This is a genomic window from Massilia sp. CCM 8734, assembly GCF_011682155.1.
Lineage (GTDB): Bacteria > Pseudomonadota > Gammaproteobacteria > Burkholderiales > Burkholderiaceae_D > Telluria_A > Telluria_A rubra.
The window spans coordinates 39,124-62,233 of sequence record NZ_WHJI01000044.1 but is presented as its reverse complement, the minus strand read 5'-3'; the positions used below and the strand labels follow the sequence as shown (position 1 = coordinate 62,233).

Genomic DNA, 23,110 nt, shown 5'->3' with positions numbered 1-23,110 from the left:
GCGATGGCGGCGCAGGCGCAGCGAATCGCGCGCGATGCGGCGGTGATCGAGCGGCGCGCGCTCGCCGGCCAGGGCGCGGGGGGGGGGGGCCGCCCCGCGGGGGCGCGCCGGGGGGGGCGGGGGGGGGGGGCGCGCCGGGGGGGGGGGCAGGACGCCTACATTACGCGCGCTCGGCCACCCACGCCGTCACGCCAGCCAAGGCCGCATCCAGGCCGCTCGGATCGGTGCCGCCGGCACGCGCCATGTCCGGACGTCCGCCGCCCTTGCCGCCCACCTGCTGCGCGACAAAGTTCACCAGCTCGCCCGCCTTGACCTTGGACGTCGCATCGGCCGTCACGCCGGCAATCAGGCTCACCTTGCCGTCGGCCACGCTGGCCAGCACGATGGCCGCCGTTTTCAGCTTGTCTTTCAGCTTGTCCAGGGTTTCGAGCAAGCGTGCCGAGTCGGCGCCTTCCAGCACCGCTGCGACGACCTTGATGCCGTTCACATCGACTGCCTTGGTCACCAGCTCATCGCCCTGCCCTGCCGCCAGTTTCGACTTCAGTGCGGCCAGTTCTTTTTCCAGCGACTTGACATGATCCTGCACCTGCGCGATGCGGCTGGTCAGTTCGTCCGGGGTGGTTTTCAGCGCGCCGGCCGCTTCCTGCACGCGGCGGTTGAGCGACTGCACCAGCGCCAGCGCGCCTTCGCCGGTGACCGCTTCGACGCGGCGGATGCCGGCGGCGACGCCGCCTTCACCGATGATCTTGAAAAGACCGATGTCGCCGGTACGGCCCACGTGGACGCCACCGCACAACTCTTTGGACGAGCCGATGTCGAGCACGCGCACTTCGTCGCCGTATTTTTCGCCGAACAGCGCCATCGCGCCATGCTTGACGGCGTCGTCAAACGTCATGTTATGCGCGGCGGTGGCGTGGTTTTCGAGGATCTCGCGGTTGACGATGACTTCGACCTGCGCAATCTGGTCCGCCGTCAGCGGCGCGTTATGCGAAAAGTCGAAACGGGTGCGGTCCGGATCGACCACCGAGCCTTTTTGCGCCACATGCTCGCCCAGCACTTCGCGCAGCGCCTTGTGCATCAAGTGCGTTGCCGAGTGATTGCGGATGGTGCGCGCGCGCCTGGCTTCGTCCACGTTGGCGTTGACCGCATCGCCCACTTTGAGCACGCCGGTCGTCAGCACGCCGTGGTGACCGAAGACGTCGGCCTGCACCTTGAGGGTGTCCTGCACGGCGAACGTGGCGCCATCGGACGCGAGCACGCCCTGGTCGCCCACCTGGCCGCCCGATTCGGCGTAGAACGGGGTGGTGTCGAGCACCACAATGCCACTCTGGCCGGCCGCCAGTTCCTGCACCGCGCTGCCGTCGGCGTACAAGGCCACCACGCGGCTGGCGTGCGCCAGGCCGTCGTAACCGACGAACTTGTTTTTCTCGCCCGTGTATTCGACGTTTTTCTGCTTGACGCCAGCGACGCCGCCGCCGTTTTCCTTGTCACGCTTCATGGCTTCGTGAAAGCCCGCTTCATCGAAGTCGATGCCGCGCTCGCGGCAGATGTCGGCGGTCAGGTCGAGCGGGAAGCCATAGGTGCCGTACAACAGGAAGCCGGTGGCGCCATCGAGCTTGCCGGGGTTCTTGGCCAGCTGCGCTTCCAGCACTTTCATGCCGTTTTCGAGCGTCCGGCCGAAATTGATTTCTTCGGCTTCGATCATGTCGGCGACGCGCTTCTTGACCGCGGCCAGTTCCGGATAGGCCGCGCCCATCTCGATGTTCAGGTCTTCCACCAGCTTGAAGAAGAACGGCTTGGCCTGGCCCAGCTTGTGGCCGTGGCGCAGCGCGCGGCGGATGATGCGGCGCAGGACGTAGGCACGCCCTTCGCTGCCCGGAATGACGCCGTCGACGATCATGAAGGCCGACGCGCGGATGTGGTCCGCGATCACGCGCAGCGATTTGTTTTCGAGGTCGGTGGCGCCGGTTTCGCGCGCGGCCGCCTTGATCAATGCCTGGAACAGGTCGATCTCGTAGTTCGAATGCACGTGCTGCAGCACGGCCGCCAGGCGCTCCATGCCCATGCCGGTATCGACGCACGGTTTCGGCAGCTTGTGCATGACGCCCGCTTCGTCGCGGTTGAACTGCATGAACACCAGGTTCCAGATTTCGATGAAGCGGTCGCCGTCTTCGTCGGGCGAGCCTGGCGGGCCGCCGGGAATGTCGGCGCCATGGTCGTAGAAGATCTCGGTGCACGGGCCGCACGGGCCGGTGTCGGCCATCTGCCAGAAGTTATCCGACGCGTAGCGCGCGCCCTTGTTGTCGCCGATGCGGATGATGCGCTCTTTCGGCACGCCCACTTCGTTGGCCCAGATGTCATAGGCTTCATCGTCTTCCATGTAGACGGTGACGGTCAGCTTCTCGGACGGCAGGCCGTACACCTTGGTCAGCAGCTCCCACGCGTAGTTGATGGCGTCGCGCTTGAAGTAGTCGCCGAAGCTGAAGTTACCCAGCATTTCGAAGAAGGTGTGGTGACGCGCGGTGTAGCCGACGTTTTCCAGGTCATTGTGCTTGCCGCCGGCGCGCACGCAGCGCTGCACCGAGGTGGCGCGCGTGTACGGACGGCTGTCGGTGCCGGTAAACACATCCTTGAACTGCACCATGCCGCTGTTGGTCAGCATCAGGGTCGGATCGTTGCCCGGTACGAGTGAACTCGAACGGACAATCGTATGGCCTTTGGATTCGAAGAACTTCAGGAATTTGTCGCGGATTTCGGATGATTTCATGTCGTATGGGCGTAAGAAGGCAGCATGCTATAAAAAAACGATTATAGCGTATGGAACCGGAGTAAACACCGGGCCAGGCTGTGCCGACCGCGTGCTACGCGAAATCGGGCCCGATCAGGTCGATCCTGTCGGTGCAGAAGGCGTCCACGCCCCAGCCCAGGATCTCGCGCGCGCGCTCCGCATCGTTGACGGTGTAGCAAAACAGGCCATAGCCGGCATCCTTGACCTGCTGCGCCAGCGCTTGGGTCAAGTGCTTGTGGTTGGTGTGGATCGCCAGCGCCCGCAGCGCGCCGGCCTGGTCTTGCCAGCCTTGCCCGAGGCGGTCGAGCAGCAAGGCGCGCGGCAGGTCGGGCGCGGCCTGCATGGCGGCCGCCAGCGCCACCGGGCTGAAAGACGATAGCAAGGGCACCCGGCGCGGGTTGTCCTGGGCGATCTCGAGTCCGAACAGGGCGCGCGTGAGGCTGGCAACCACCCTGCCCGTTTGCTCCTCGAAGCCGGGGGCGGGCTTGATCTCGATATTCATCCAGATGCCGTGGTCCTTGCAGAACTGGACGACCTGGGTGAACAGCGGCACCGTTTCGCCACGATACCCGGCGCCGAACCAGTTGCCGGCGTCCATGGCGACCAGCTCGGCGGCGTCGTAATCGAACACATTGCCGGAGCCGGCGACGGTGCGCCCGAGGTAGGGGTCGTGCATGACGACCGGCACGCCGTCGCGCGCCAGCATGACATCGAACTCGACCGCGCGAAAGCCGTGCGCGAAGCCGCAACGCAGGCCGGCGATGGTGTTTTCAGGCGCAAGCTTGCCGCCGCCGCGATGGGCCAGGAATTTGGGGTAGTTCCACATAGGTGCACCTTATCATAAAGCGTTTTACCGGGCTAATTTCCCGCCATCCCCCTGGCCGCGCAAAAACGCCGCCGGTACCCGGCCGGCGACTGCCCGACGTGGCGCTTGAACAGCGCCCCGAAGGTGGCCGCATCGGCATAACCGACCCGTTCGGTCACCTGCGCCACGCTCAGCGAGGTCGACTCCAGCAGCAGCTTGGCCTTGCCGACGCGGGCCTGCTGCAAATACGCCAGCGGCGTTTGCCCCGTTTCGTCCTTCACCCGGCGCAGCAAGGTGCGGTCGCTGACGTGAAACGCCGCCGCGATCCGCTTGAGGTCGTACGGCGCGGCCAAGCGCTGATCGAGCCAGGCGCATACGCTGGCGGCGAACGTGCCTTCGGGCCGCGCCAGCATGCGCGTATCGATGAAGGGCGCCTGGCTGGTGCGCCCGTCGTCCAGCAAACCCATGCGCGCCACGGCCCGCTGCACCCTGGCGCTCGCGCTCTGCCTGACCAGGTGCAGCGCCAGGTCGAAGGTGGCGGTAAACGAGCCGGTCGTGGTCACCCCGCCATCGTCGACCAGCATGGCCGCCGGATCGACCCTGGCCGCCGGAAAGCGCCGCGCAAGGTCGGGCGCGAACAGCCATGAGGTGGTGGCGCGGCGCCCGTCCAGCAAGCCGGCATCGCCCAGCAGGAATGCGCCCACGCACACGGCGGCCACCGGCGTGCCGCGCGCGAACGCCCTGGCGAGATAGGCAACTTCGGGGGCCAGCGCATCGATCGTCGCCATGCAGCCATGACGGTCGGCCAACTCCATGCCCGGCACCACCAGCAAGTCCGGCGCGGCGACCGGTTTGCGCGTGCCGATCGGAATGCCGCCCGCCGCCCTGACCTGTCCACCGCCGAGGCTGGTAACGATGACCTCGAACAGGGGCGGCGCGGCCGCGTCCAGCGCGGCGCCGACCCGGTTGGCCAGCAACAAGGTATCGCACAGGCCGAACACTTCCATGCCCATGCAGCCGTGGTACGCCAACATCGCGATGCGCTTGGTTTTCATTTGGCGAGTATGCCATGAAAGATGGCGATATCGCCACTTCCCCGCGCTGGCGCGCAAGCCGACAATGACGACTCACGACAGGAGAAACCCATGCGATTATCGATTTTGTTGTTCGACGGCTTTACCGCGCTGGACGTGGTGGGCGGCTATGAAGTGCTGGCGAACATTCCCGCCATGGAAATCGAGTTCGTCTCCAACCATTGCGGACTGGTCGCCAGCGACACCGGCCGCCTCGGCATGGCCGCCTACCGCAGCTTCGACCAGCTGGAAGCGACCGATATCCTGTACGTGCCGGGCGGCCCTGGCGTTGCCGCCGCGCTCGGCAACGTGGCGCTGATGGCCTGCGTGCGGCGCCTGCACCCGAGCACCGCCTGGACGCTCAGTATCTGCAACGGCGCCGAAATTCTGGGCGCCGCCGGGCTACTCGAGGGCAAGAAGGTGAGCACCAACTGGTTCGCGCGCGAGCATGTTGCCGCTTATGGCGCGCTGGTCGGCACCGAACGCTACCAGCGCGATGGCAAGCTCATTACCGGCGCTGGCGTTTCAGCCAGCATCGATGCCGCCCTCTTCCTCGCGGCCTTGATTGGCGGCGAACAGCTGGCCCGAACGATTCAGCTCGGCATCGAATACTATCCCGCTCCACCCTTCGGCAATGGCACGCCGGACGAGCAGCCGCAGATGGCCAAAGACCTGGTCCGCCACGTGGAGCAGCACGGCGCCGCGCGGCTGGCGGCGCGTGTGATCCCGTTCTGAGCGTACGCTAGCGTGCCGCTTACAGCATGCGGACAAACGACAGCGGCGAAACGAGGTAAACAAAGGCGGCCACATTGCACAGCACCGTAGCCCAGAACGCCATTTGAAACGGCCGCTTGGACGACTTGTGCCGCAGCCACTGCTGGGCCAGCACCGCGCCCGGCCAGCCGCACAGCAGTCCGAGCAGCAGAAGGGTCCGCTCCGGGGTACGGCGCTGTGCGGCGCGCGCGGCCGCCTTGTCGCGCGCGTAGACGACGAAGCAAACGACGCTGGCGGGCAGGTACAGCGCGCCCGCCCACAGCGGAACATGCCAGGCGAGCACGGCGCCCGCGAACACGGCGCCAAACAACAGGATCGACAAATAGGGCATCGGCAGGAGCGTGAAAATGCGCCAGCTTAGAGTGCGCCGGCTTGCCACGCAACCATTTCCCGTAAATAGAGTAAACTTGCTCGATAAGCAAATTTCCACCTCCAACGGTGCGCTGGCGTACAGATGCCATGGGCGTGCCGGCCTAAGCTCCCGCATCGGCTTCGCGCTCACTGTCAGCGCTGGTCTTCTCAATTTCAGTGGAGGTTATATGGCTTTCGATCTTGGCAATCTGTTACAGCAATACCTGGGCGGCGCCGCCGGGAACAATGGCGGGCGTGCCGTGGACGACTTCGACCAGGTCGCGCAGAACGCGCCGCGTAGCACGGTGGCCCAGGGTGTGTCGGAGGCATTGCGTTCCGACCAGACGCCGCCGTTCCCGCAAATGATCGGCCAACTGTTCGGCCACAGCGACGCCAACCAGCGCGCCGGCATGCTCAACCAGCTGATCAGCAACGTCGGCCCTGGCCTGCTCAGCTCGATCGCGGGCGGCGCTCTCGGCAACCTGTTCCGTGGCGGCGAGACGCCGGCCGCGATTACGCCGGAACAAGCGGCCCAGCTCACGCCCGAGCAAGTCCAGCAGATCGCGCAAGACGCCGAACGCAACAATCCAAGCATCGTCGACCGCATGGGCGACTTTTACGCCGAGCATCCGACCCTGGTCAAGACCATCGGCGGCGCGGCGCTGGCGATCGTGCTCGGCCGCATGGCCGAAGGCATGAAGCACTAAGAGCCTATCTCAGCAGATCGGGGGAGGCTGATGGCGACATGCGCGTAGGCTCTAATCCGTTTCGATTCATTCACCAACAAAAAAGAGGTAATACATGGGCATTCTCAGCAATATTTTCCACAAAATCTTCCCTTCGTCGCACCCGGCCGTGCAACCTGGCGCCACCCCGGCGGCGCCAGCCGCAGGCGCGGCCCCGGCCGCACCCGCAGCGGCGCCAGCTGCCGCCCCGGCAGCGGCATTGGACCAGGTCGATGTGGAAGCCATTCTCAACGGCATGCCACAGAGCCAGAGCCTGAACTGGCGCACCTCCATCGTCGACCTGCTGAAACTGTTGAACCTGGACAGCAGCCTGCAGTCGCGCAAGGAACTGGCGGCCGAGCTCCACTTCACCGGCGACACCAGCGATTCGGCGTCGATGAATATCTGGCTGCACCGCCAGGTCATGAACAAGCTGGCGGCTAACGGCGGCAAGGTGCCGGCCGACCTGAAGGACTGATGATCAGACGGGACTGCGGTCCCGCTCATCCCAGAACGAAAAAACGCCGCCGGGCGATCAACCCGGCGGCGTTTTTATTGGCGCTGACGATTTACACGAACAGCTTGTCGTAGGCGGCCAGCAAGGTCTGGTGCATGGCGCTGCCCTGCATGTCCGCGCCGAGCGTGTCCAGCCCGAAGAAGCGCTCGCTACGGTCGAGCAAGGCCGCGGCCTGGCGCACGGTGTCTTCGCCGTACAGCAAGACCATCGAACGGCGGTAGTTGTCCACGTCTTCCACGTTGAGCATGCTCTCGATGCAGCGGTACACGAGGCGGCGCGCCGGGGCCAGGTCCTTGAAGTGGTGGATCCAGTCGCAACCTTCGAGGATGCCGTCCTGATCGCCCACCGCCAGCGCCAGCAGCGTTTTCAGTTCACCGATGCGCAACTGCTTCCACGGCGTGCCGAGCGGAATGGCCAGGCCCAGGATTTCCCACAGCGGACGCTCGTCGTTCACGTTCATGGTCTGCAAGTCTTCCAGCAAGGCTGTGCATTCTTCCTCGCTCAGGGTATCGAGCCGCACCAGCTTTGGACGGATCAGGTTGCCGATGCTGTTGTTTTCCCACTCCAGGTCTTCCACCGGATAAATTTCGGAGAAGCCCGGCACCAGGATGCGGCAGCTGTACGCGCCCTGCTCGCTGAAATCGGCGACGTAGATATCCTTGCCTTCGCCATGGATGCAATCGACCAGCCAGTTGTAATCTTCTTCCGTGGTGGTGCTGAAGTTCCAGTCGACAAACGGGTAATCCGGCGTGTCGCCCATGAAATTCCAGCTGATCACACCGCTCGAATCGACGAAATGGATTTCCAGGTTGGCCACGGCGTTGATCTCGCTCATGTCGAAACCGGGTTCCGGGAAGCCTTCCAGCGAATCGAGCGCGCGGCCCTGCAGCAATTCGGTCATGGCGCGTTCCAGCGCGATCTCGAAGCGCGGGTGCGCGCCGTAGCTGGAGAACACGCCCTGGTCTTTCGGATGCACCAAGGTCACATTCATCACCGGATACTTGCCGCCGAGCGAAGCATCCTTGACCAGGATGCCGAAACCGGCGCGGCGCAAGCCATCGATACCGGCCTTGATGTTCGGAAAGCGCGCCAACACCTCGTCCGGCACTTCCGGCAGGCACAAGCCTTCGCTGATGATGCGGTACTTGATCTGGCGCTCGAAAATTTCGGACAATGCCTGGCTGCGCGCTTCCATCATCGTATTGCCAGCGGCCATGCCGTTGCTGACATACAGGTTGCCGATGATATTAACCGGGATAAAAGTTTCGCTATCGTCACGCAGGCGCTTGTACGGCAGCGCGCAGATACCGCGTTCGACGTTACCCGAGTTCAGGTCGACCAGCACCTCGGCATCGATTTCGCTGTCGGGATTATAAAAGGCGTGCAGTTCCGGATTAAGCATCTCGGCCGGCCAGGCGCCGTCCGGCCCCGGCTTGAACCAGCGTTCCTGCGGATAATGCACGAAAGGACGATTGGCACGTGTTTCGCCGAGGTGAAAGTGGGTCCAGAAATAGTGGGTGCCGAGGCGTTCGAAGAATTCGCCGTAGGCACTGGCGCGCGCGGCCAGCTCGGTCGCGCCCTTACCGTTCGAAAACAGCATCGGACAATCGTTATCCTTCATATGGGTCGACCAGATGCCGTCGACCTCATGCAGCAACGACGACTCGTTCAGATTAAAACCGCGCGCGGCCAGCTTGGCCTGCATGGTATCGATGGTGGATTCGAGGGCGGCGTCTTTGCCTGGAATGAAGGTTTTCATGCGAATTCTCTGTTAGGTGGGGGCACTGCGAAAAAGGCGGAGGAAGTCGGTACGCATCATACAGCAACAAAAACGACAAGCGAACGACAACCGGGGTCAGAGCTTTAATTAGAAATGTTTCTAATTAAAGCTCTGACCCCGGTTTGGCGCTGTTGAGCGCCGGAAACCTTGGAGGCGTCAGTTACGCTTTTTTGTTGCGGCGGGTGGTGAAACCGACTACTGCCAGGCCCAACAGGAACAGGGCGTAGGTTTCCGGCTCAGGTACCGGGGTCACTTCGACCGACACGGCATCGAGGTAGGAACCGTAGGTCGGCGACGAGCTCGGGCCAACCGATTCAAAACGCAGCTTGGTCAGCGCGCTGGTGGCGACCAGGTCGGTGATGTTGAAGAAGTTCCACTGGCCATTGGTGCCGCCCATCAGCAGCGAATCGTTCAACTTGGTGTCGCCCCAGTACACATTCATCGCGCTGTTGGCGCCGCCGGCGGTGTCCGGACGACCCGAGTAGGCGAACGAGACCGAGTACAGGCCGGCTGTCGAGGTGTCGATCATTTGCCACACCGAGCTCAGGCCGGTGCTGTTCAGTTCCAGGTACTGGCGGCCATTGGCTGCGTACGGATTGAAACCGGCGACGCCGCCCTGCTTGGCGCCTTTTTGGATTTCGAAAACGCCGTTGCTCGAGGTCCAGCCGTTGACGGCGTTGAATTGCTGCCACGAACCGGACGACTTGTTGATTTCGAAGCTGCCATTGGTAACGAGTTCAGCGCGGGCTGCGCCGCTGACGAGCATGGCGGCGGCGAACAAGCCGCTCAGAAGTGCTGTGAATTTCATGAATATCCTGAATTGTTGAATTAAGAGTAACTGTTGTTACGCAATTGATAGCGAATCATATCATTGATCCATATCATCTTTGTACACCGTTAACAAAAATTTCCTATCTGCCAGCAATTTCGCGTTGTTTTTTGCCATCGCGGCACGCTCGCGCATCAACAAACTGAACTTTTCCACGGCGCCGGATATCTAATTTTCCAGATTGCTTAAATGTTATGAGTGACCCTATGCAAACAACTGACAGCGATGCAGCATGCCAGCCGCTCGCCCTCTGGGGCGGGCTCGAATGCACGCTCAACCGCGTGCGCGAAAACTACTTCAGCCAGTTGGAAAGGAATGGACATCACGGCCGCGCCGACGACGTGGCCCGCTTTGCCTCACTGGGGATCAGCCAGATCCGCTACCCGCTGCTGTGGGAGCGGGTGGCGCCCGACGGCCTGGCCAGCGCCGACTGGCGCTGGTGCGACCAACGCCTGCAAGCCCTGCGCGAGGCCGGAGTCCCCCCCATCGCCGGGCTGGTACACCACGGCAGCGGCCCGCGCCATACTTGCCTGACCGACCCGGCCTTCGCCACCGGGCTGGCGGAATACGCCGGCGCCGTGGCCACGCGCTACCCGTGGATCACCGACTACACCCCGGTCAACGAACCGCTGACCACGGCGCGTTTTTCCGGCCTGTACGGGCTGTGGTACCCGCACGGCCGCGACGAGCGCAGTTTCCTGCGCGCGCTGCTGATCCAGTGCCGCGCCACCGTGCTGGCGATGCGCGCGATCCGGCGGGTCAACCCGCAGGCCCGCCTGATCCAGACCGACGACCTCGGCAAAACCTACAGCACCCCCGCCATGGCCCGCTGCGCCACCTTCTACAACGAGCGGCGCTGGCTGGCCTGGGACCTGCTGTGCGGCAAAGTCGACCCCGGACACGCCTTGTGGGGCTACCTGACCGGCCACAGGGCCGATCCAGCCGAGCTGCTCTGGTTCCGCGACAATCCCTGTCCACCCGACATCATCGGCGTCAATTACTACGTCACCAGCGAGCGCTGGCTCGACCATCGGGTCGAGCGCTACCCGGCGCATTTTCGTGGCGACGCCAATGGCGTGCCCTGCGCCGACATCGAAACCGCGCGCGCCCTGGCCACGCCCACGCCCGGCATCGGCCCGCTCCTGCAAGAAATCTGGGACCGCTACGGCATTGCGCTGGCGGTGACCGAAGCGCACATCGACGCCAACCGCGAAGACCAGCTGCGCTGGCTGCTGGAAGTATGGGAAGCCGGGCAACAAGCGCGGCGCAACGGAGTCGACCTGCGCGCCGTCACCGTTTGGGCCTTGCTCGGCTCGTTCGACTGGAACTGCCTGGTGACCGCCTGCCGCGGCTATTACGAACCGGGGCCGTTCGACGTGCGCGCGCCGCTGCCGCGTCCCACCGCGCTGGCGGCCATGATGCGCGAACTGGCCGCCGGGCGCGCGCCCACCCATCCGGTGCTGCGCGGCCAGGGCTGGTGGCGGCGCGCCGGGCGCTGCCTGTGCCCGCCCGTGGCCACGCCCGAAGCGCCGACCTCGATCACGGCCGATGGGCACAGCCTGGTCGGCACGGCGTCCGCCCCGATCCTGATCGCCGGCGCCACCGGCACCCTGGGGCGCGCCTTCGCCCGCATCTGCGCGCGCCGCAACCTGGCCTACCGGCTGCTCAGCCGCCAGCAGATGGACATCGCCGACCCCGTCTCGGTGGAGCGCGCCATGCAGCGCTACCAGCCCTGGGCCGTCATCAACGCCAGCGGCTACGTGCGGGTGGACGAGGCCGAGAACGATGTCGAACGCTGCTTTCGCGACAACGTGGCCGGCCCGGCGGTGCTGGCCGCCGCCTGCGCGCGCCACCGGGTGCACCTGACCACCTTTTCCAGCGACCTGGTGTTCGACGGCCGCCAGCAATGCCCGTACGTGGAAAGCGACAACGTCACGCCGATCAATATCTATGGCAAAAGCAAGGCCGCCGCCGAGCGCGCCGTCCTCGAGCGGCAACCGGGGGCGCTGGTGGTGCGCACCAGCTCCTTCTTCGGCCCCTGGGACAGCCACAATTTCGTGACCCAGGCGCTAGCCAGCCTGGAAAGCGGCGCCCCGTTCGCGGCCGCCAGCGACATCACGGTCACGCCGACCTATGTGCCCGACCTGGTCAACGCCTGCCTCGACCTGGCCATCGACAAGGAAAGCGGGCTCTGGCACCTGACCAACGGCGACCCGCTCACCTGGGCCGAGCTGGCCGGCAAGGCGGCGCGCCAGGCCGGGGTCGACGCCAGCCGGCTCGAAGCGCAGCCCGGGGCCGCCTGCCGCTACCTGGCGCCGCGCCCGGCCTACAGCGCGCTGCACACCGAGCGCGGCATGCTCATGCCGGGCCTGGATGACGCGCTCACCCGCTTTTTGCAGCTGCGTGGCGAACAGGCGCGCGGCGACAACATCGAACTGGCGCAGCCGATTCACTGCACCGATACGCGCCGGCAAGCCGAGACCGGGAGGCGCCAGCAAGCGAGCTGAACAAAGCGCAAGGCTGGGCTTGGCCTGGCCGGACCTGTCCTGGCCGGGCCTGTCCTGGCCGGGCCTGTCCGGGCCGGGCCTGTCCGGGCCGGGCCTGTCCGGGCCGGGCCTGTCCGGGCCGGGCCAGGCCGGCTAATCGAGCGGCCAGAACCAGATTTCCTGGGCTTGCCAGTAGCATTCGGTGCCGCAGGCCGGGCTGCCGTCCGCGTTCGGGTCTGGATAAACGATATCGATATGGCCTTCGTCCGGCCCGTCGCCGTCCTGGATGCGCCAGAACGACACGATCCCGCTGCGCTTGCCGATGGCCTGGCGCGCCTGGCCGCCGCGATAAATTTCCGGCAGGCCGAGCAGGTTACGCCGTTGCAGCAGGATCGACAGGCGCGCATGGCCGGGTTCGACCAGGCTGCCCTTGTACTCGCCCCTGAGGATGGCCAGGCGACCCGGCAGGCGCATGCCCGCGCGCACCAGCGCCAGGCTGATCCGGGTGGCGCAGGTATTCTGGTACGCCGTCACGCCGATCAGGGCATCCCAGCCGATCGCCTTGTACAGCGCGCTGCGGTCGCTGGACGCGCGGCTGGGGTAATTGGTGCGGACGGCAAAAAACGAAGGCTTCATACAGACACTCCGATCAGGCGGCAGGTCCATCATCTTGCCTCGCGGATACAACCAAGCTCTTGCGCGGTCGCAAGGCAAGGCCAAGCCGCTGACCGGCATCCGGCGCAGCCGCGCCAGGGCGACTGTGCGCGGCGGCCCACCTTTCGGCCGGCGACAGGCATAAACGCCCGCCACGCCGCACCCCCTGTTATAAAATGGCAAGCGCGACCAACCACACGACAGGCCCCACCCCGTGCAAGAGCAACACGCCTTCCCCTTCCTGCGGGAAATCCTCCTGTTCCTCTCGTTGGCGGGCATCCTGATTCCCACCCTGCAACGCCTGCGCATCAACCAGGTGCTCGGATTCCTGGCCGTGGGCGCCCTGCTCGGCCCGTTCGGCCTCGGCCTGTTCGCCGACACCCATCCCTGGCTGGCCTACCTCACCTTCCCGCGCGCCGAAGGCGTGGTCGCGCTGGCCGAGCTGGGCGTCATGTTCCTGATGTTCATGATCGGCCTGGAACTGTCGGCCGCCCGCCTGTGGTCGCTGCGGCGCTGGGTGTTCGGCGCCGGCACGGCCCAGGTCTGCATCAGCGCCGGCCTGCTCGGCACGGCCATCTGGCTGCTCGGCTACCGCACAGAGAGCGCCGTCATCCTCGGCATGGTGCTCTCGCTCTCTTCGACCGCCGTGGTCATGCAACTGATGAACGAGCAGCACAGCACCGACACGCCGCTCGGCCAGGCCGGTTTTTCTATCCTCATGCTGCAAGACCTGGCCGTGGTGCCGCTGCTGATCCTGATCGGCGTCATGGCCAAGGGCGAGTCCGACGGCATCGTCTCGCTGGTGGCCGTCACCATGGTCAAGGCGGCCGCCGCCATTGCCCTGATCTACCTGGTCGGCGGACGCCTGATCCATCCCTTGTTCCGCATCTTCACGCGCCATCGCCAGCCCGACGTGTTCATGGCGCTGGTGCTGCTCACGACCCTCGGCATCGCCGGCCTGAGCGCGGCGGCCGGCCTGTCGATGGCGCTCGGCGCCCTGATCGCCGGCCTGCTGCTGGCCGAAACCGAATTCAAGCACGAAGTCGAGCTGATGGTCGAGCCTTTCAAGGGCTTGCTGATGGGCCTGTTTTTCATGACGGTCGGCATGGGCATGGACGCGCGCCAGGTCATCGATGCGCCGCTGTGGCTGGCCGCCGCCGTGTTCGGCCTGATCGCCATCAAGGCGCTGGTGATCGCAGCGCTGTTCCGCATCGGCGGCTTGAGCTGGGGACGCGCGCTCGAAGGCGGCCTGCTGCTCGGCCAGGGCGGCGAATTCGCCTTCATCGTGATCGGCTACGCCACTGCCAGCAAACTGGTCGACGCCGACTTGGGCGCGCGCGTCATGCTCGCCGTGGGCCTGTCCCTGTTCGTCACGCCCATGCTGGCGCGCCTCGGGCGCGAAATCGGCACGCGCTGGGAGCCGCGCGGCGACGAGCAAGCGGCCACGCCCGACCAGGCGGCCCTTAGCGCCGCGCGCGGCCACATCATCATCGCCGGTTTCGGGCGCGTCGGCCAGCAACTGGCCAAGCTGCTCACCGCCGAAGGCATCGGCTACATCGCGTTTGAAAACGATGCGCGCCTGGCCACCAAGATGCACGGCCAGGGCTTGCCGGTCTACTTCGGCAATGCCGCGCGTGCCGAGCTGCTGCGCCACGTGAACGCCGGCGAGTCGCCCGCGATCGTACTCACGATGGACCATCCGGCGTCGGCCCTGCACGCGGTGCGCGGCATCCGGCGCGAATTTCCCGACGTGCCGCTCCTGGTGCGCTCGCGCGACGAACAGCATGCGCGCGCGCTCAAACGCGCCGGCGCCACCATCGTCGTACCCGAAACGCTGGAGGCGAGCCTGCAACTGTCCGCCTTCGTGCTCGAAGCACTCGGCATGGACGAAGCGCGGGTCGACCGCATCGTCGACGGTGAACGCGACCTGTTCCTGGCCACGCTCGACGCCGAAGTGCACGCCCTCAAGCGCGACCAGACGGTATCGACATCATGAAAAACCCGGTCGCGGCCCTGGCGGTCCTGTGCGCGCTGCTGCTGGCAAACAGCGCGCCGGCCCAGGAGGTCACCGTCTACACCAGCGCCAGTTTCGCGCCGCTGATGCTGGCCGACGGGCGCGGCATGTATCCGGACCTGATCGACTACCTGAACGAGCGCAAGCTGGGCACCTTCACTTTCCGGCTGCGCTACATGCCGCGCAAGCGCCTGCAGGTCAAGCTGGAAGACGGCAGCATCGACGGCATGGTGATCGGCATGATGCCGGAATGGTTCGACGACGTGGAGCAGAAAAAATACCTGTGGTCGGTACCCTTCGCCACCGACCGTTACGCGCTGGTGTCGCTGGCGACAAAGCCGGTCAGCCCGGACGCGCCGGCCGGCCTGGTGGGCGCCTCGGTCGGCATCACGCTCGGCTACCACTATCCCGGCATCGACGCCTGGCTGGACAGCTCGCGCATGCTGCGCAGCGAAGGGCCGAGCGACGAGAAAAACCTCGAAAAGCTGCTGCTTGGCCGGCTCGACTGCGTCGTCGTGGCAGAATCGATGGCGCGCTACTTCATGCGCGCGAACGGCATGACGGCCAGGCTGCACCTGGTCACCCTGGCCAGCGCGCCCACCGAACGGCGCATGCTGGCGCCGCGCAGCCAGGCCGCCGCTTTCGACAAAGTCGCGCCGGTGCTCAAGAAACTCAAGAACGATCCGGCCTGGCAGCGCATCGTCGCCACGTACGAGTAAGCGCTTACCTCAATACTTTCAGCGCCGCTTGCACGCCCCACCACGCGGCCTCCTCGAACACCGAGAAGCCCGACAGGTCGGCGTGCGCGAACACGATCGGCCCATCCGCTTCACGCAACGCCGCCAGGCCCGCATTGCTGCGAAAGCCGGGCAGCGGCGCCGCCATCGCATGCCCGCGCAGGGTGATCTCGACCCGTTCGACGCAGGCCGCGAACTTCCAGCCGTAGGCGCTGGTCAGGTCGGCGCCGGCCAGCGCCACCAGTTCGGCGCCGCTGGCGCTCATCATCCATTTGCGCGCCGCCCCGGGCGTGCGGTCCGACAGCGCCACGTAGGCCGAAAACACGGTCTTCTCGGGCGGCGTGACGCGGATATCCTGGTGGGTCGAGACCACGTAGCCCAGGCCCGGCTCCTGGCACACCACGTTGTCCCAGGCCAGCGGCGCGTGCGGCAGCTCGCGCGGGAAATCCTTCATGAGGAAGTTCGCCACCAGCCACGGCGCGTACGATGGCGTGTGGCGTTTCGCGTCGAAGCCATAGGCGCCGATGTCCTCGACCACGCGCGCGGCCACGTACAGCGGCATCGCGCAAATCGCCTTGCGCGCCCGTACCAGATAGCTGCGCGCCACGCCGCCGTCGAGCGTGAAGCACAGCGCCTCCACGCCCGCCCCGCTGCGCTTGAGCGAGACGGCGGTGCCGGGGCGGCGCCGCACGCCCGACGCGGCGGCCAGCTTGTCGGCGACGGCCTGCATCCCGCCCGGCCAGGTCAGCCAGGCGCCGTTACCGGCGTTGGCCGCCTGTCCACCGCGGCTGGCGAAGTAATGCAGCCCGGCCCATGCCGACACCTTGTCGTAACGGATGCCGTAGTCGTCGCGGCAGCAGTAGTTCAGGTACCAGTGCAGGGTCGGCGAGCGGTAGCCCTGCTGGTCCAGCCACGCCTTGAACGTGATGCGGTCGAGCGCGTCGAAGGCCGGGTCGCGCGACGAGGACACGCTCGGGAACACGAACGCGCGCTGTCCGTCGCTGCCGCGCAGTGTGCGCAGGCGCTCGACCTCGGCGAAAAAGCGTGCGTGCTCGGCGCGCTCTTGCGCACTCACGCCGTCGGTCGGAAGCAAGCCTTCCTGCCAGCGGCCGTTGAACAACACGCGCTCCGCGGGGCCGTGCAGGATGACGCGCTCGTCGTAGTAAGGCTTTTCGCCGTACGGGTCGCGCGCAATGATCCCGAGGTCGAACAGGATGTCGCGCACATGCACCGATTCGGGCGACGGCAGCGGCAGGTAATAGCCGCCGGTCGGATACGCCATTTCGCCAAAATGGCCGCCGGCGGCGTTCCCGAACGGCTGCGGACCGTCGATCATCAGGACCTTGCGCTGGCCTTCGCGCCCGAGCTTCCAGGCCGCGGCGAGGCCGGCGATGCCCGAGCCGAGAATGACGATGTCGGTCTCGATCACCTCGCTTGGCGCCGGCAGCGCGCCGCCCTCGCGCAAGAAATGGCCTTCGGCGCGGCCCGGATAATGCACGGCGGGCGTCATTTCCAGCCATTGCCGGAACAGCCCCGCGCTGGCCGCCGCGGCTCCCGCGCCGCCGGCCAGCGCCAGGAAGGTGCGCCGGTCCATCAGCGGATCACCCGGCGCCAGTCCTGGCCGAATTCGTGCACCAGCGACTGCGTATTGAGCCGGTTCGGCGCCATGTCCAGGCGCTGCATGTCGGGCGGGAAGGCGAACATCTCGCGCGTGGTCGCTTCGTTCAGGTAGCGCATCGGCAGCCGGTAGCTGGTCGGCGGCACATAGTCATGCTCGGGCGAGGCCATGATGAAGCCCCATTCGCCGAACGAGGGCACGTAGGCATGGTACGGCCAGGTGCGCATGCCGACCTCGCGCAGGGTGGCGTCGATGGTCCAGTAGGCGTGCGGCGCAAAGAAGGGCGAAGTCGATTGCACCACCATCAGCCCCTTGGCCGCCACGTGTTTTTGCAGCATGCTGTAGAACGGCACCGAATACAGCTTGCCGAGCGCGAAGCTGGACGGATCGGGGAAGTCGACGATGGCCGCGTCGAACATCTCGTCCGTGTTTTGCAGCCAGATCGCGGCGTCGGCGTTGATGACCTTCACGCGCGGGTCGGAGAACGCGCCGCCATTGAGCTTGACCAGCTCCGGGCGGGTGGTGAAGGCTTGGGTCATGGCCGGGTCCAGGTCGACCACGGTGACCTGCCTGACGTTCGGGTAGCGCAGCACTTCGCGCAGCGCCAGGCCGTCGCCGCCGCCGAGCACCAGCACCTTGCGCGCCCACGGCAAGGCTTGCAGCGCCGGATGGACCAGCGCTTCGTGGTAGCGGTATTCGTCGCGCGAAGAAAACTGCAGGTTGCCGTTGATGTACAGGCGCGTGTCGTCCTTCCAGCGCGTGATCACCAGGCGCTGGTACGGGGTGTTGGTGGAGTACAGGATCTGGTCGCCGAACAGGCCATGCTCGCCCCACTGCACCATGCGGTCCGACAGGGCAAAGCCGATCACCAGCGCGAACATGACGAACGAGGCGCGCAGCACGCGCCCGCCGATGTCGCTCAGTTCGGCGCGGAACGCGTACAGGGTCCAGAAGGCGACGCCGACATTGAGCATGCCGAACAAAAAGCCGGTGCGCACCAGCCCCACGTAGGGCGCCAGCACCAGCGGGAACAGCAGCGACACCGCCAGCGCGCCCAGGTAGTCGAACGTCAGCACGCGGCTGACCAGGTCATTGAAGGCGGTGTCGCGCGCGTTCAAGGCGCGCATCACCAGCGGCACTTCCATCCCGACCAGGGCGCCGACCATGAACACCAGCACATACAAGAGGGTGCGAAAGGGCGCCGTCATCCACGAAAACGTCATGAACAGCAGCGCCGCCGAGACGCCGCCGATCAGGCCCACGGCCAGCTCGATGTCGATAAAGCGCGACAGCACATCCTCTTCGGCCACGTACTTGGAAAAGTGCGCCCCCACGCCCATCGCGAACAGGTAGCAACCGATGATGGTGGAGAACTGGAGGATCGAATCGCCCAGCAAATAGCTCGACAAGGCGCCGGCAATGAGTTCGTAGGCCAGCCCGCAGGAGGCCACCACAAACACGGACAGTATCAAAATTCTTTTGGTCATCTGGTCTTTTTTGCTCTAAGATCGTCGTGCGCTGACAATACGACCATCTTTCAGGGGGAAACTTCGTGCCCGCCATCCTAAACTATCTGCTCTACCTTGCGACAGCGGTTGCGCTGGTGATAGCGTTTTTTGTCATCTACACGCGCATGACGCCTTACGACGAAGTGGCCCTGATCCGCGGCGGCAACCACGCGGCCGCGCTGGCGCTGGGCGGCGCCCTGATCGGTTTTTCGCTGACGATCTGCTCGGCCATGCTGCATACCCGCGACTACTATCAGTTCCTGGCCTGGGCGGCCGGCGCCATGCTGGTCCAGGTGCTGGTGTACTACGTCACCACGCGCCTGCTGAAAATGGCCTCCGAACAGATCGAAGCCGACAATTCCGCCTTCGGCGGCCTGCTCGGCGCCATCGCGATCTCGGTGGGCCTGGTCAACGCCGGCGCCGTGTCCTGACCCGCCCTCCCCGCCCCCGCTTAACAACGCATTCCTACCGGAGACCGACATGTCCCTTGGCTCATTCATCAGAAAACAGTTCATCGACGTCCTGCAATGGAACGAAGAAAACGATGGCGTGCTGGCATGGCGCTTTCCCATGCAGGACTTCGAAATCCAGAACGGCGCCATCCTCAACGTGCGCGAGTCGCAGATGGCGCTGTTCGTCAACGAAGGCAAGATCGCCGACGTCTTCGGTCCCGGCACCCACACGCTGACCACCAACACGCTGCCGCTGCTGACCAACCTGAAAAACTGGGACAAGTTCTTCGATTCGCCCTTCAAGTCGGACGTGTATTTCTTCAGCACGCGCGTGCAGACCGGCCGCAAATGGGGCACGCCGCAGCCGATCACGATCCGCGACGCCGACTTCGACATGATCCGCGTGCGCGCCTTCGGCATGTACTCGTACCGCGTGGCCGACCCGCGCCTGTTCTTCACCGAAATCAGCGGCACGCGCGAAGTCTACACGCGCGACGAGGTCGAAGACCAGTTGCGCGGCATCCTGATGGCCAGCATGGCCAGTTCGCTCGGCAGCGCCAAAGTCGCCTTCCTCGACATGGCCGCCAACCAGGCGCTGATGGCGCAGCAGGTCAAGGGCGACCTGTACATCGCCTTCGCGCGCTACGGCGTGGTGCTCGACGAATTCAACGTCGCCAGCGTCAGCCTGCCGGAAGAATTGCAGGCCGCGCTCGACGAACGCATCTCGGCCGGCATGAAGGGCGGCCTGTCGGGCGAGAAGATGAGCGGGTTCACGCAATTCCAGGTGGCCACCAGCATTCCGCTGGCGGCGCAGAACGAAGGCGGCCTGGCCGGTCTCGGCGCGGGCCTGGGCGCCGGCGCGATGCTGGGCCACGCCATGGCGCAAGGCATGAGCGGCTCGCTGATCCCGCAGGTGCCGCCGGCGCCGACCGCGCCCTTGCAGGTGCCCTTGCCGCAGGTCGACCCGATCGAAGAGCGCCTGACGAAACTGAAGGGATTGCTCGACAAGGGGCTGATCTCGCAAGACGACTACAACGGCACCAAGACGGAGCTGCTCAAACAACTGCTCGGCTAAATGCACATTGTCTCCTGCCCCAGTTGCGGCGCCGAAGTCCGGTTCAAATCGCACGCCGCCGTCATGGCGGTGTGCGAGTTTTGTCGCGCCACCCTGCTCAAGGATGCCGACGCCGTCAAGAACCTGGGCACCATGTCGTCCGTGCTGGAAGACTATTCGCCGATCCAGGTCGGCACCAGCGGCGTCGCCGGCGGGCGCCATTTCACGGTGGTCGGGCGCATCCAGCTGCGCTATGACAGGGGCTTGTGGAACGAGTGGTACGTGCTGTACGACGACGGCAGCAACGCCTGGCTGGGCGACTTTTCGGGTCTGTTCACCCTCACCAGCGTGCGCGCGGTCACGCTCGCCCTGCCCGGTTTCAACGCCATCGGCGTGGCCCAAACCTGCCAGATCGACGGGGAGCGCTGGCTGGCGTCGGAAAAACGCAGCGGCGAATGCATCGCCGGCCAGGGCGAGCTGCCGTTCCGGGTTGGCGAAGGCTGGCGTATCAGGGTGGCCGACTTTCGCAGCGGCCCGCGCTTTCTCACGCTCGACTACACCGATGGCGACGTGCCGGTGGTGTACACCGGGGTCGCGGTCACCTTGGCCGAGATGCGCTGCCAGCTGCTGCGCGACGATGAACAGATCCGCGCCAGCGCCGGCAAATACCGCGGCAAGGTCGACGCCCTCGACTGCCCTTCGTGCGGCAGCACCATCAGCTACCTGCCGGGGGTGGCGACCAACCTGGTTTGCCCGGCCTGCAAGGCCCAGCTCGACGCCGCCGGACCCGAAGCGCGGGTGCTGGCGGCCGGCGACAAAGTCGCGCGCATGCGCACCACGATCGAGATCGGCGCGAAGGCCAACATCGGCGGCAGCCAGTGCACCGTGATCGGCGCCATGATCTGCGATACGGACGATGGGGAAACCTGGACCCAGTATCTGCTCTACAGCACGCGCGCGAGTTTTTTCTGGCTGGTCGAAAGCGTCGATGGCTGGCATCGCGCCGACGTCATGAGCCATTGGCCGGCGTGGCATGCGGACCAAGCCGATGTCGCTTTGGCCGACAAGGTCGAGTACAACAAGTCGGCCGATTATATGGCGCGGGTAGTGGCCGCTGCGGGCGCCTTCAATTGGCGCGTGCAGGCCGGCGACCGGACCCGCACGATGGAATTCAAATACGGCAAAACTACCCTGGCGGCCGAGGTCACCGACGAGGAGATGACCTGGTCGCGCTCCAAGCCCCTGGCTACCGACCAGGTGATGGCCTGGTTCGACGACCCGGTCAAGAAAGCCAGGCCGCCCGGCGCGCCGCGGGTCCCCGCCGCGCCCAGGAACGCGCCACCCGTGCGCGGGGCGCCGCTGTCGAACATCCTGTTCAAATTTTTCTTGTGGCTGCTCGGATTGAACCTGATTCCGCTGCTGATCAACTTCGGCACGTCCGCGCTGTTCCTGCTGGTGGGGCTGGCGGCCATTTTCCTGCCGGCGGCATTCACCCGCATCGCCAACAAGGATGAGCAATGAACGAACGCTATTTACTGTACGCGATCGCGGTGACGGTGCTCACGACCATCATCATCTGGGTCGCGATGTTCGATTCCATGTCCAACCAGCACACCGGTCGCAGCGGCAATCGCAGTAGCGGCGGCAGCAGCTGGAGTTCGAACAGCGGCAGTTCCGGCGGCGGTTCCGGCGGCGGGCACAAATGACGATGGCCGCGCATCGCCCGGCCGGCATTCATCTGCTGGCCGATTTCCATGGCGTTGATCCGGCGCTGTTGACGACCAGCGCCGATATCGACGCGCTGCTGCGCGCCGGCGCGCAAGCGGCCGGGGCGCGCATCTTGCACAGCCATTTTCATAGTTTTGGCGAGACGATGGGGGTGACCGGCGTGCTGCTGCTGGCCGAGTCGCACATCTCGATCCATACCTGGCCGGAGTACGGCTTTGCGGCGGCCGATATTTTCATGTGCGGGGACGCGCAGCCGCAGCTGGCCTTGCGGGTGATCGAGCTGGCGTTAAAGCCGGCGTCGCGCGTGGTGCAGACCATCGAACGCGGCGTGGCGCAAGTGGAAATCAAGTTACCGTAAAGCTGAAGGTGCGGCGCAGCCGCTGCCCCGGCGCCAGGATCGTCAAGCCATGCCTGGCAGGCCCGCCCGCCATGTTATGCGCGTCGATCAGGTGGTCGACCGGCTCGAAGCAGAAAAAATCCCCACCGGCCGGTGCGTACACAATGTAATACCCGCAGTCTGCCGCTATCGACAGCGTCAGGCCATTCTCCGGCCAGCGAATGCGCGCCTTGCCATCCCAGCCTTCGAAGACATTGTCGACCGGGCCTTGCGGGAGCGCGCGCTCAACCGCGAACGACCACGCATCCGGCATCGCCTGCGCATGCGACGGCAGTTTATCCGCGCCGTCCATCCACACGCTGCGCGCCCCCGCCTGCAAGGTCGTGCCGGGACTGCGCGGCATCCACGGATGCAAACCCAAACCGAACGGCAGCGCCAGCGCGCCGGTGTTGGTGACCTCCAGCGTCACCACCAGCGCGTTGCCGCGCAAGGCGTAGTCGAGCGAGGCGCGGTACGAAAACGGCAGGCCGTCGCGGCGCTCGAGCATCAGCAGCACCTGGCTGGCCGACTGGAACGCCACCGTCCACGGCCGCTGCCAGCCTTCGCCATGAATCGGAAACGGATCGCCCTCGCGGTTCGGCGCGATGTCGTAACGCTCGCCGCCATACGAAAAACCACCCGCCATGCGGTTCGACCATGGCACCAGCGGAAAGCAGGCCAGCTGGTTCGGTCGCGGCGCGCCGCCGCCCGCGCCGCCGGCGTACGGGCGCAGCACCGGCACCGGCGCACCGCCGCCGATCCAGTCCAGGCGCGACAAGGCGCCGCCGCAACCCGGAAGGATGTCGGCGGAGAGCTGCGCGCTGCGTAGCACCAGCGGGGC

21 protein-coding genes are annotated in these 23,110 nt (G+C 65.7%); 11 read left to right on the top strand and 10 right to left on the bottom strand.

What is annotated here, in order from left to right; all coding sequences use genetic code 11:
• Positions 1-160 precede the first annotated feature (160 nt).
• From alaS to F2P46_RS29545, 3 genes are all read right to left on the bottom strand, one after another.
• Complete coding sequence (alaS, locus tag F2P46_RS29555) at positions 161-2,767, bottom strand: alanine--tRNA ligase (protein WP_166897019.1); 2,607 nt, start codon at positions 2,765-2,767, stop codon at positions 161-163.
• 94 nt (positions 2,768-2,861) lie between these two features.
• Positions 2,862-3,614, bottom strand: coding sequence for a glycerophosphodiester phosphodiesterase (ugpQ, locus tag F2P46_RS29550; RefSeq protein WP_166897016.1), 753 nt, complete (start codon positions 3,612-3,614; stop codon positions 2,862-2,864).
• A 32-nt stretch (positions 3,615-3,646) separates the two neighbouring features.
• A complete protein-coding gene (locus tag F2P46_RS29545; protein ID WP_166897013.1) occupies positions 3,647-4,648 on the bottom strand; it encodes a GlxA family transcriptional regulator in 1,002 nt (333 codons plus the stop codon).
• A 90-nt stretch (positions 4,649-4,738) separates the two neighbouring features.
• On the opposite strand from F2P46_RS29545, the gene F2P46_RS29540 reads away from it, so the two are divergent.
• Positions 4,739-5,401, top strand: a complete 663-nt coding sequence (locus F2P46_RS29540) for a DJ-1/PfpI family protein (protein ID WP_166897010.1) — start codon at positions 4,739-4,741, stop codon at positions 5,399-5,401.
• Positions 5,402-5,420: 19 nt separating this feature from the next.
• Here the strand turns inward: F2P46_RS29540 and F2P46_RS29535 are convergent, their stop codons facing one another.
• Positions 5,421-5,771, bottom strand: a complete 351-nt coding sequence (locus F2P46_RS29535; RefSeq protein WP_166897007.1) for a DUF1294 domain-containing protein — start codon at positions 5,769-5,771, stop codon at positions 5,421-5,423.
• A gap of 208 nt (positions 5,772-5,979) precedes the next feature.
• Between F2P46_RS29535 and F2P46_RS29530 the strand changes: the two genes are divergently transcribed.
• Complete coding sequence (locus F2P46_RS29530; RefSeq protein WP_166897004.1) at positions 5,980-6,498, top strand: hypothetical protein; 519 nt, start codon at positions 5,980-5,982, stop codon at positions 6,496-6,498.
• Positions 6,499-6,592: 94 nt separating this feature from the next.
• A complete protein-coding gene (locus F2P46_RS29525) occupies positions 6,593-6,994 on the top strand; it encodes a DUF3597 domain-containing protein (RefSeq protein WP_166897001.1) in 402 nt (133 codons plus the stop codon).
• A gap of 91 nt (positions 6,995-7,085) precedes the next feature.
• Here F2P46_RS29525 and ycaO read toward each other — a convergent pair whose 3' ends face one another.
• Together ycaO and F2P46_RS29515 are read right to left on the bottom strand one after the other, a co-directional pair.
• The gene (ycaO, locus tag F2P46_RS29520; RefSeq protein ID WP_166896998.1) at positions 7,086-8,792 is read right to left on the bottom strand and encodes a 30S ribosomal protein S12 methylthiotransferase accessory factor YcaO; all 1,707 of its coding nucleotides are present in this window, start codon (positions 8,790-8,792) and stop codon (positions 7,086-7,088) included.
• Positions 8,793-8,973: 181 nt separating this feature from the next.
• Positions 8,974-9,621: a DUF642 domain-containing protein gene (locus F2P46_RS29515; RefSeq protein ID WP_166897028.1), complete on the bottom strand. Its 648-nt coding sequence runs from the start codon at positions 9,619-9,621 to the stop codon at positions 8,974-8,976.
• Positions 9,622-9,848: 227 nt separating this feature from the next.
• On the opposite strand from F2P46_RS29515, the gene F2P46_RS29510 reads away from it, so the two are divergent.
• Positions 9,849-12,149, top strand: a complete 2,301-nt coding sequence (locus F2P46_RS29510; protein ID WP_166896995.1) for a family 1 glycosylhydrolase — start codon at positions 9,849-9,851, stop codon at positions 12,147-12,149.
• A gap of 132 nt (positions 12,150-12,281) precedes the next feature.
• Here F2P46_RS29510 and F2P46_RS29505 read toward each other — a convergent pair whose 3' ends face one another.
• The gene (locus F2P46_RS29505; protein WP_166896992.1) at positions 12,282-12,764 is read right to left on the bottom strand and encodes a T6SS effector amidase Tae4 family protein; all 483 of its coding nucleotides are present in this window, start codon (positions 12,762-12,764) and stop codon (positions 12,282-12,284) included.
• Between the two features lie 232 nt (positions 12,765-12,996).
• On the opposite strand from F2P46_RS29505, the gene F2P46_RS29500 reads away from it, so the two are divergent.
• Together F2P46_RS29500 and F2P46_RS29495 are read left to right on the top strand one after the other, a co-directional pair.
• Positions 12,997-14,778 carry a cation:proton antiporter gene (locus tag F2P46_RS29500; RefSeq protein WP_166896990.1) on the top strand — a complete coding sequence of 594 codons (1,782 nt, stop codon included), beginning with the start codon at positions 12,997-12,999 and terminating at the stop codon, positions 14,776-14,778.
• Entirely contained in the window at positions 14,775-15,515 is a 741-nt protein-coding gene (locus F2P46_RS29495; RefSeq protein WP_166896986.1) for an ABC transporter substrate-binding protein, read from the top strand. Before F2P46_RS29500 ends, F2P46_RS29495 begins: the two co-directional genes overlap by 4 nt.
• 4 nt (positions 15,516-15,519) lie before the next feature.
• On the opposite strand, the gene F2P46_RS29490 is transcribed toward F2P46_RS29495, so the two are convergent.
• Positions 15,520-17,127: an NAD(P)-binding protein gene (locus F2P46_RS29490; protein WP_166896983.1), complete on the bottom strand. Its 1,608-nt coding sequence runs from the start codon at positions 17,125-17,127 to the stop codon at positions 15,520-15,522.
• Positions 17,127-18,638, bottom strand: a complete 1,512-nt coding sequence (locus F2P46_RS29485; protein WP_166896981.1) for a polyamine aminopropyltransferase — start codon at positions 18,636-18,638, stop codon at positions 17,127-17,129. The genes F2P46_RS29490 and F2P46_RS29485 overlap by 1 nt, the downstream gene beginning before the upstream one ends.
• Positions 18,639-18,703: 65 nt before the next feature.
• On the opposite strand from F2P46_RS29485, the gene F2P46_RS29480 reads away from it, so the two are divergent.
• From F2P46_RS29480 to speD, 5 genes are read left to right on the top strand one after another with little or no spacing between them, the layout of a single operon-like run.
• Positions 18,704-19,090: a DUF350 domain-containing protein gene (locus F2P46_RS29480; RefSeq protein ID WP_166896979.1), complete on the top strand. Its 387-nt coding sequence runs from the start codon at positions 18,704-18,706 to the stop codon at positions 19,088-19,090.
• A 49-nt stretch (positions 19,091-19,139) separates the two neighbouring features.
• A complete protein-coding gene (locus F2P46_RS29475) occupies positions 19,140-20,186 on the top strand; it encodes an SPFH domain-containing protein (RefSeq protein ID WP_166896977.1) in 1,047 nt (348 codons plus the stop codon).
• A complete protein-coding gene (locus F2P46_RS29470) occupies positions 20,187-21,686 on the top strand; it encodes a DUF4178 domain-containing protein (RefSeq protein ID WP_166896975.1) in 1,500 nt (499 codons plus the stop codon).
• Positions 21,683-21,871 carry a hypothetical protein gene (locus F2P46_RS29465; RefSeq protein WP_166896973.1) on the top strand — a complete coding sequence of 63 codons (189 nt, stop codon included), beginning with the start codon at positions 21,683-21,685 and terminating at the stop codon, positions 21,869-21,871. The genes F2P46_RS29470 and F2P46_RS29465 overlap by 4 nt, the downstream gene beginning before the upstream one ends.
• The gene (gene speD / locus F2P46_RS29460; protein WP_166896971.1) at positions 21,868-22,251 is read left to right on the top strand and encodes an adenosylmethionine decarboxylase; all 384 of its coding nucleotides are present in this window, start codon (positions 21,868-21,870) and stop codon (positions 22,249-22,251) included. The genes F2P46_RS29465 and speD overlap by 4 nt, the downstream gene beginning before the upstream one ends.
• Here speD and F2P46_RS29455 read toward each other — a convergent pair.
• Positions 22,238-23,101, bottom strand: a complete 864-nt coding sequence (locus F2P46_RS29455) for an aldose 1-epimerase (protein ID WP_368737973.1) — start codon at positions 23,099-23,101, stop codon at positions 22,238-22,240. The genes speD and F2P46_RS29455 overlap by 14 nt on opposite strands.
• Positions 23,102-23,110: the final 9 nt, after the last annotated feature.

Bases quoted from the DNA above. Each gene is read 5' to 3' on its own strand.
- F2P46_RS29505 (WP_166896992.1), bottom strand. From the start codon at position 12,764: ATGAAGCCTTCGTTTTTTGCCGTCCGCACCAATTACCCCAGCCGCGCG.
- ugpQ (WP_166897016.1), bottom strand. From the start codon at position 3,614: ATGTGGAACTACCCCAAATTCCTGGCCCATCGCGGCGGCGGCAAGCTT.
- F2P46_RS29545 (WP_166897013.1), bottom strand. From the start codon at position 4,648: ATGAAAACCAAGCGCATCGCGATGTTGGCGTACCACGGCTGCATGGGC.
- alaS (WP_166897019.1), bottom strand. From the start codon at position 2,767: ATGAAATCATCCGAAATCCGCGACAAATTCCTGAAGTTCTTCGAATCC.
- F2P46_RS29535 (WP_166897007.1), bottom strand. From the start codon at position 5,771: ATGCCCTATTTGTCGATCCTGTTGTTTGGCGCCGTGTTCGCGGGCGCC.
- F2P46_RS29465 (WP_166896973.1), top strand. From the start codon at position 21,683: ATGAACGAACGCTATTTACTGTACGCGATCGCGGTGACGGTGCTCACG.
- F2P46_RS29475 (WP_166896977.1), top strand. From the start codon at position 19,140: ATGTCCCTTGGCTCATTCATCAGAAAACAGTTCATCGACGTCCTGCAA.
- F2P46_RS29530 (WP_166897004.1), top strand. From the start codon at position 5,980: ATGGCTTTCGATCTTGGCAATCTGTTACAGCAATACCTGGGCGGCGCC.
- F2P46_RS29515 (WP_166897028.1), bottom strand. From the start codon at position 9,621: ATGAAATTCACAGCACTTCTGAGCGGCTTGTTCGCCGCCGCCATGCTC.
- ycaO (WP_166896998.1), bottom strand. From the start codon at position 8,792: ATGAAAACCTTCATTCCAGGCAAAGACGCCGCCCTCGAATCCACCATC.
- F2P46_RS29495 (WP_166896986.1), top strand. From the start codon at position 14,775: ATGAAAAACCCGGTCGCGGCCCTGGCGGTCCTGTGCGCGCTGCTGCTG.
- F2P46_RS29525 (WP_166897001.1), top strand. From the start codon at position 6,593: ATGGGCATTCTCAGCAATATTTTCCACAAAATCTTCCCTTCGTCGCAC.
- F2P46_RS29540 (WP_166897010.1), top strand. From the start codon at position 4,739: ATGCGATTATCGATTTTGTTGTTCGACGGCTTTACCGCGCTGGACGTG.
- F2P46_RS29470 (WP_166896975.1), top strand. From the start codon at position 20,187: ATGCACATTGTCTCCTGCCCCAGTTGCGGCGCCGAAGTCCGGTTCAAA.
- F2P46_RS29510 (WP_166896995.1), top strand. From the start codon at position 9,849: ATGCAAACAACTGACAGCGATGCAGCATGCCAGCCGCTCGCCCTCTGG.
- F2P46_RS29490 (WP_166896983.1), bottom strand. From the start codon at position 17,127: ATGGACCGGCGCACCTTCCTGGCGCTGGCCGGCGGCGCGGGAGCCGCG.
- speD (WP_166896971.1), top strand. From the start codon at position 21,868: ATGACGATGGCCGCGCATCGCCCGGCCGGCATTCATCTGCTGGCCGAT.
- F2P46_RS29485 (WP_166896981.1), bottom strand. From the start codon at position 18,638: ATGACCAAAAGAATTTTGATACTGTCCGTGTTTGTGGTGGCCTCCTGC.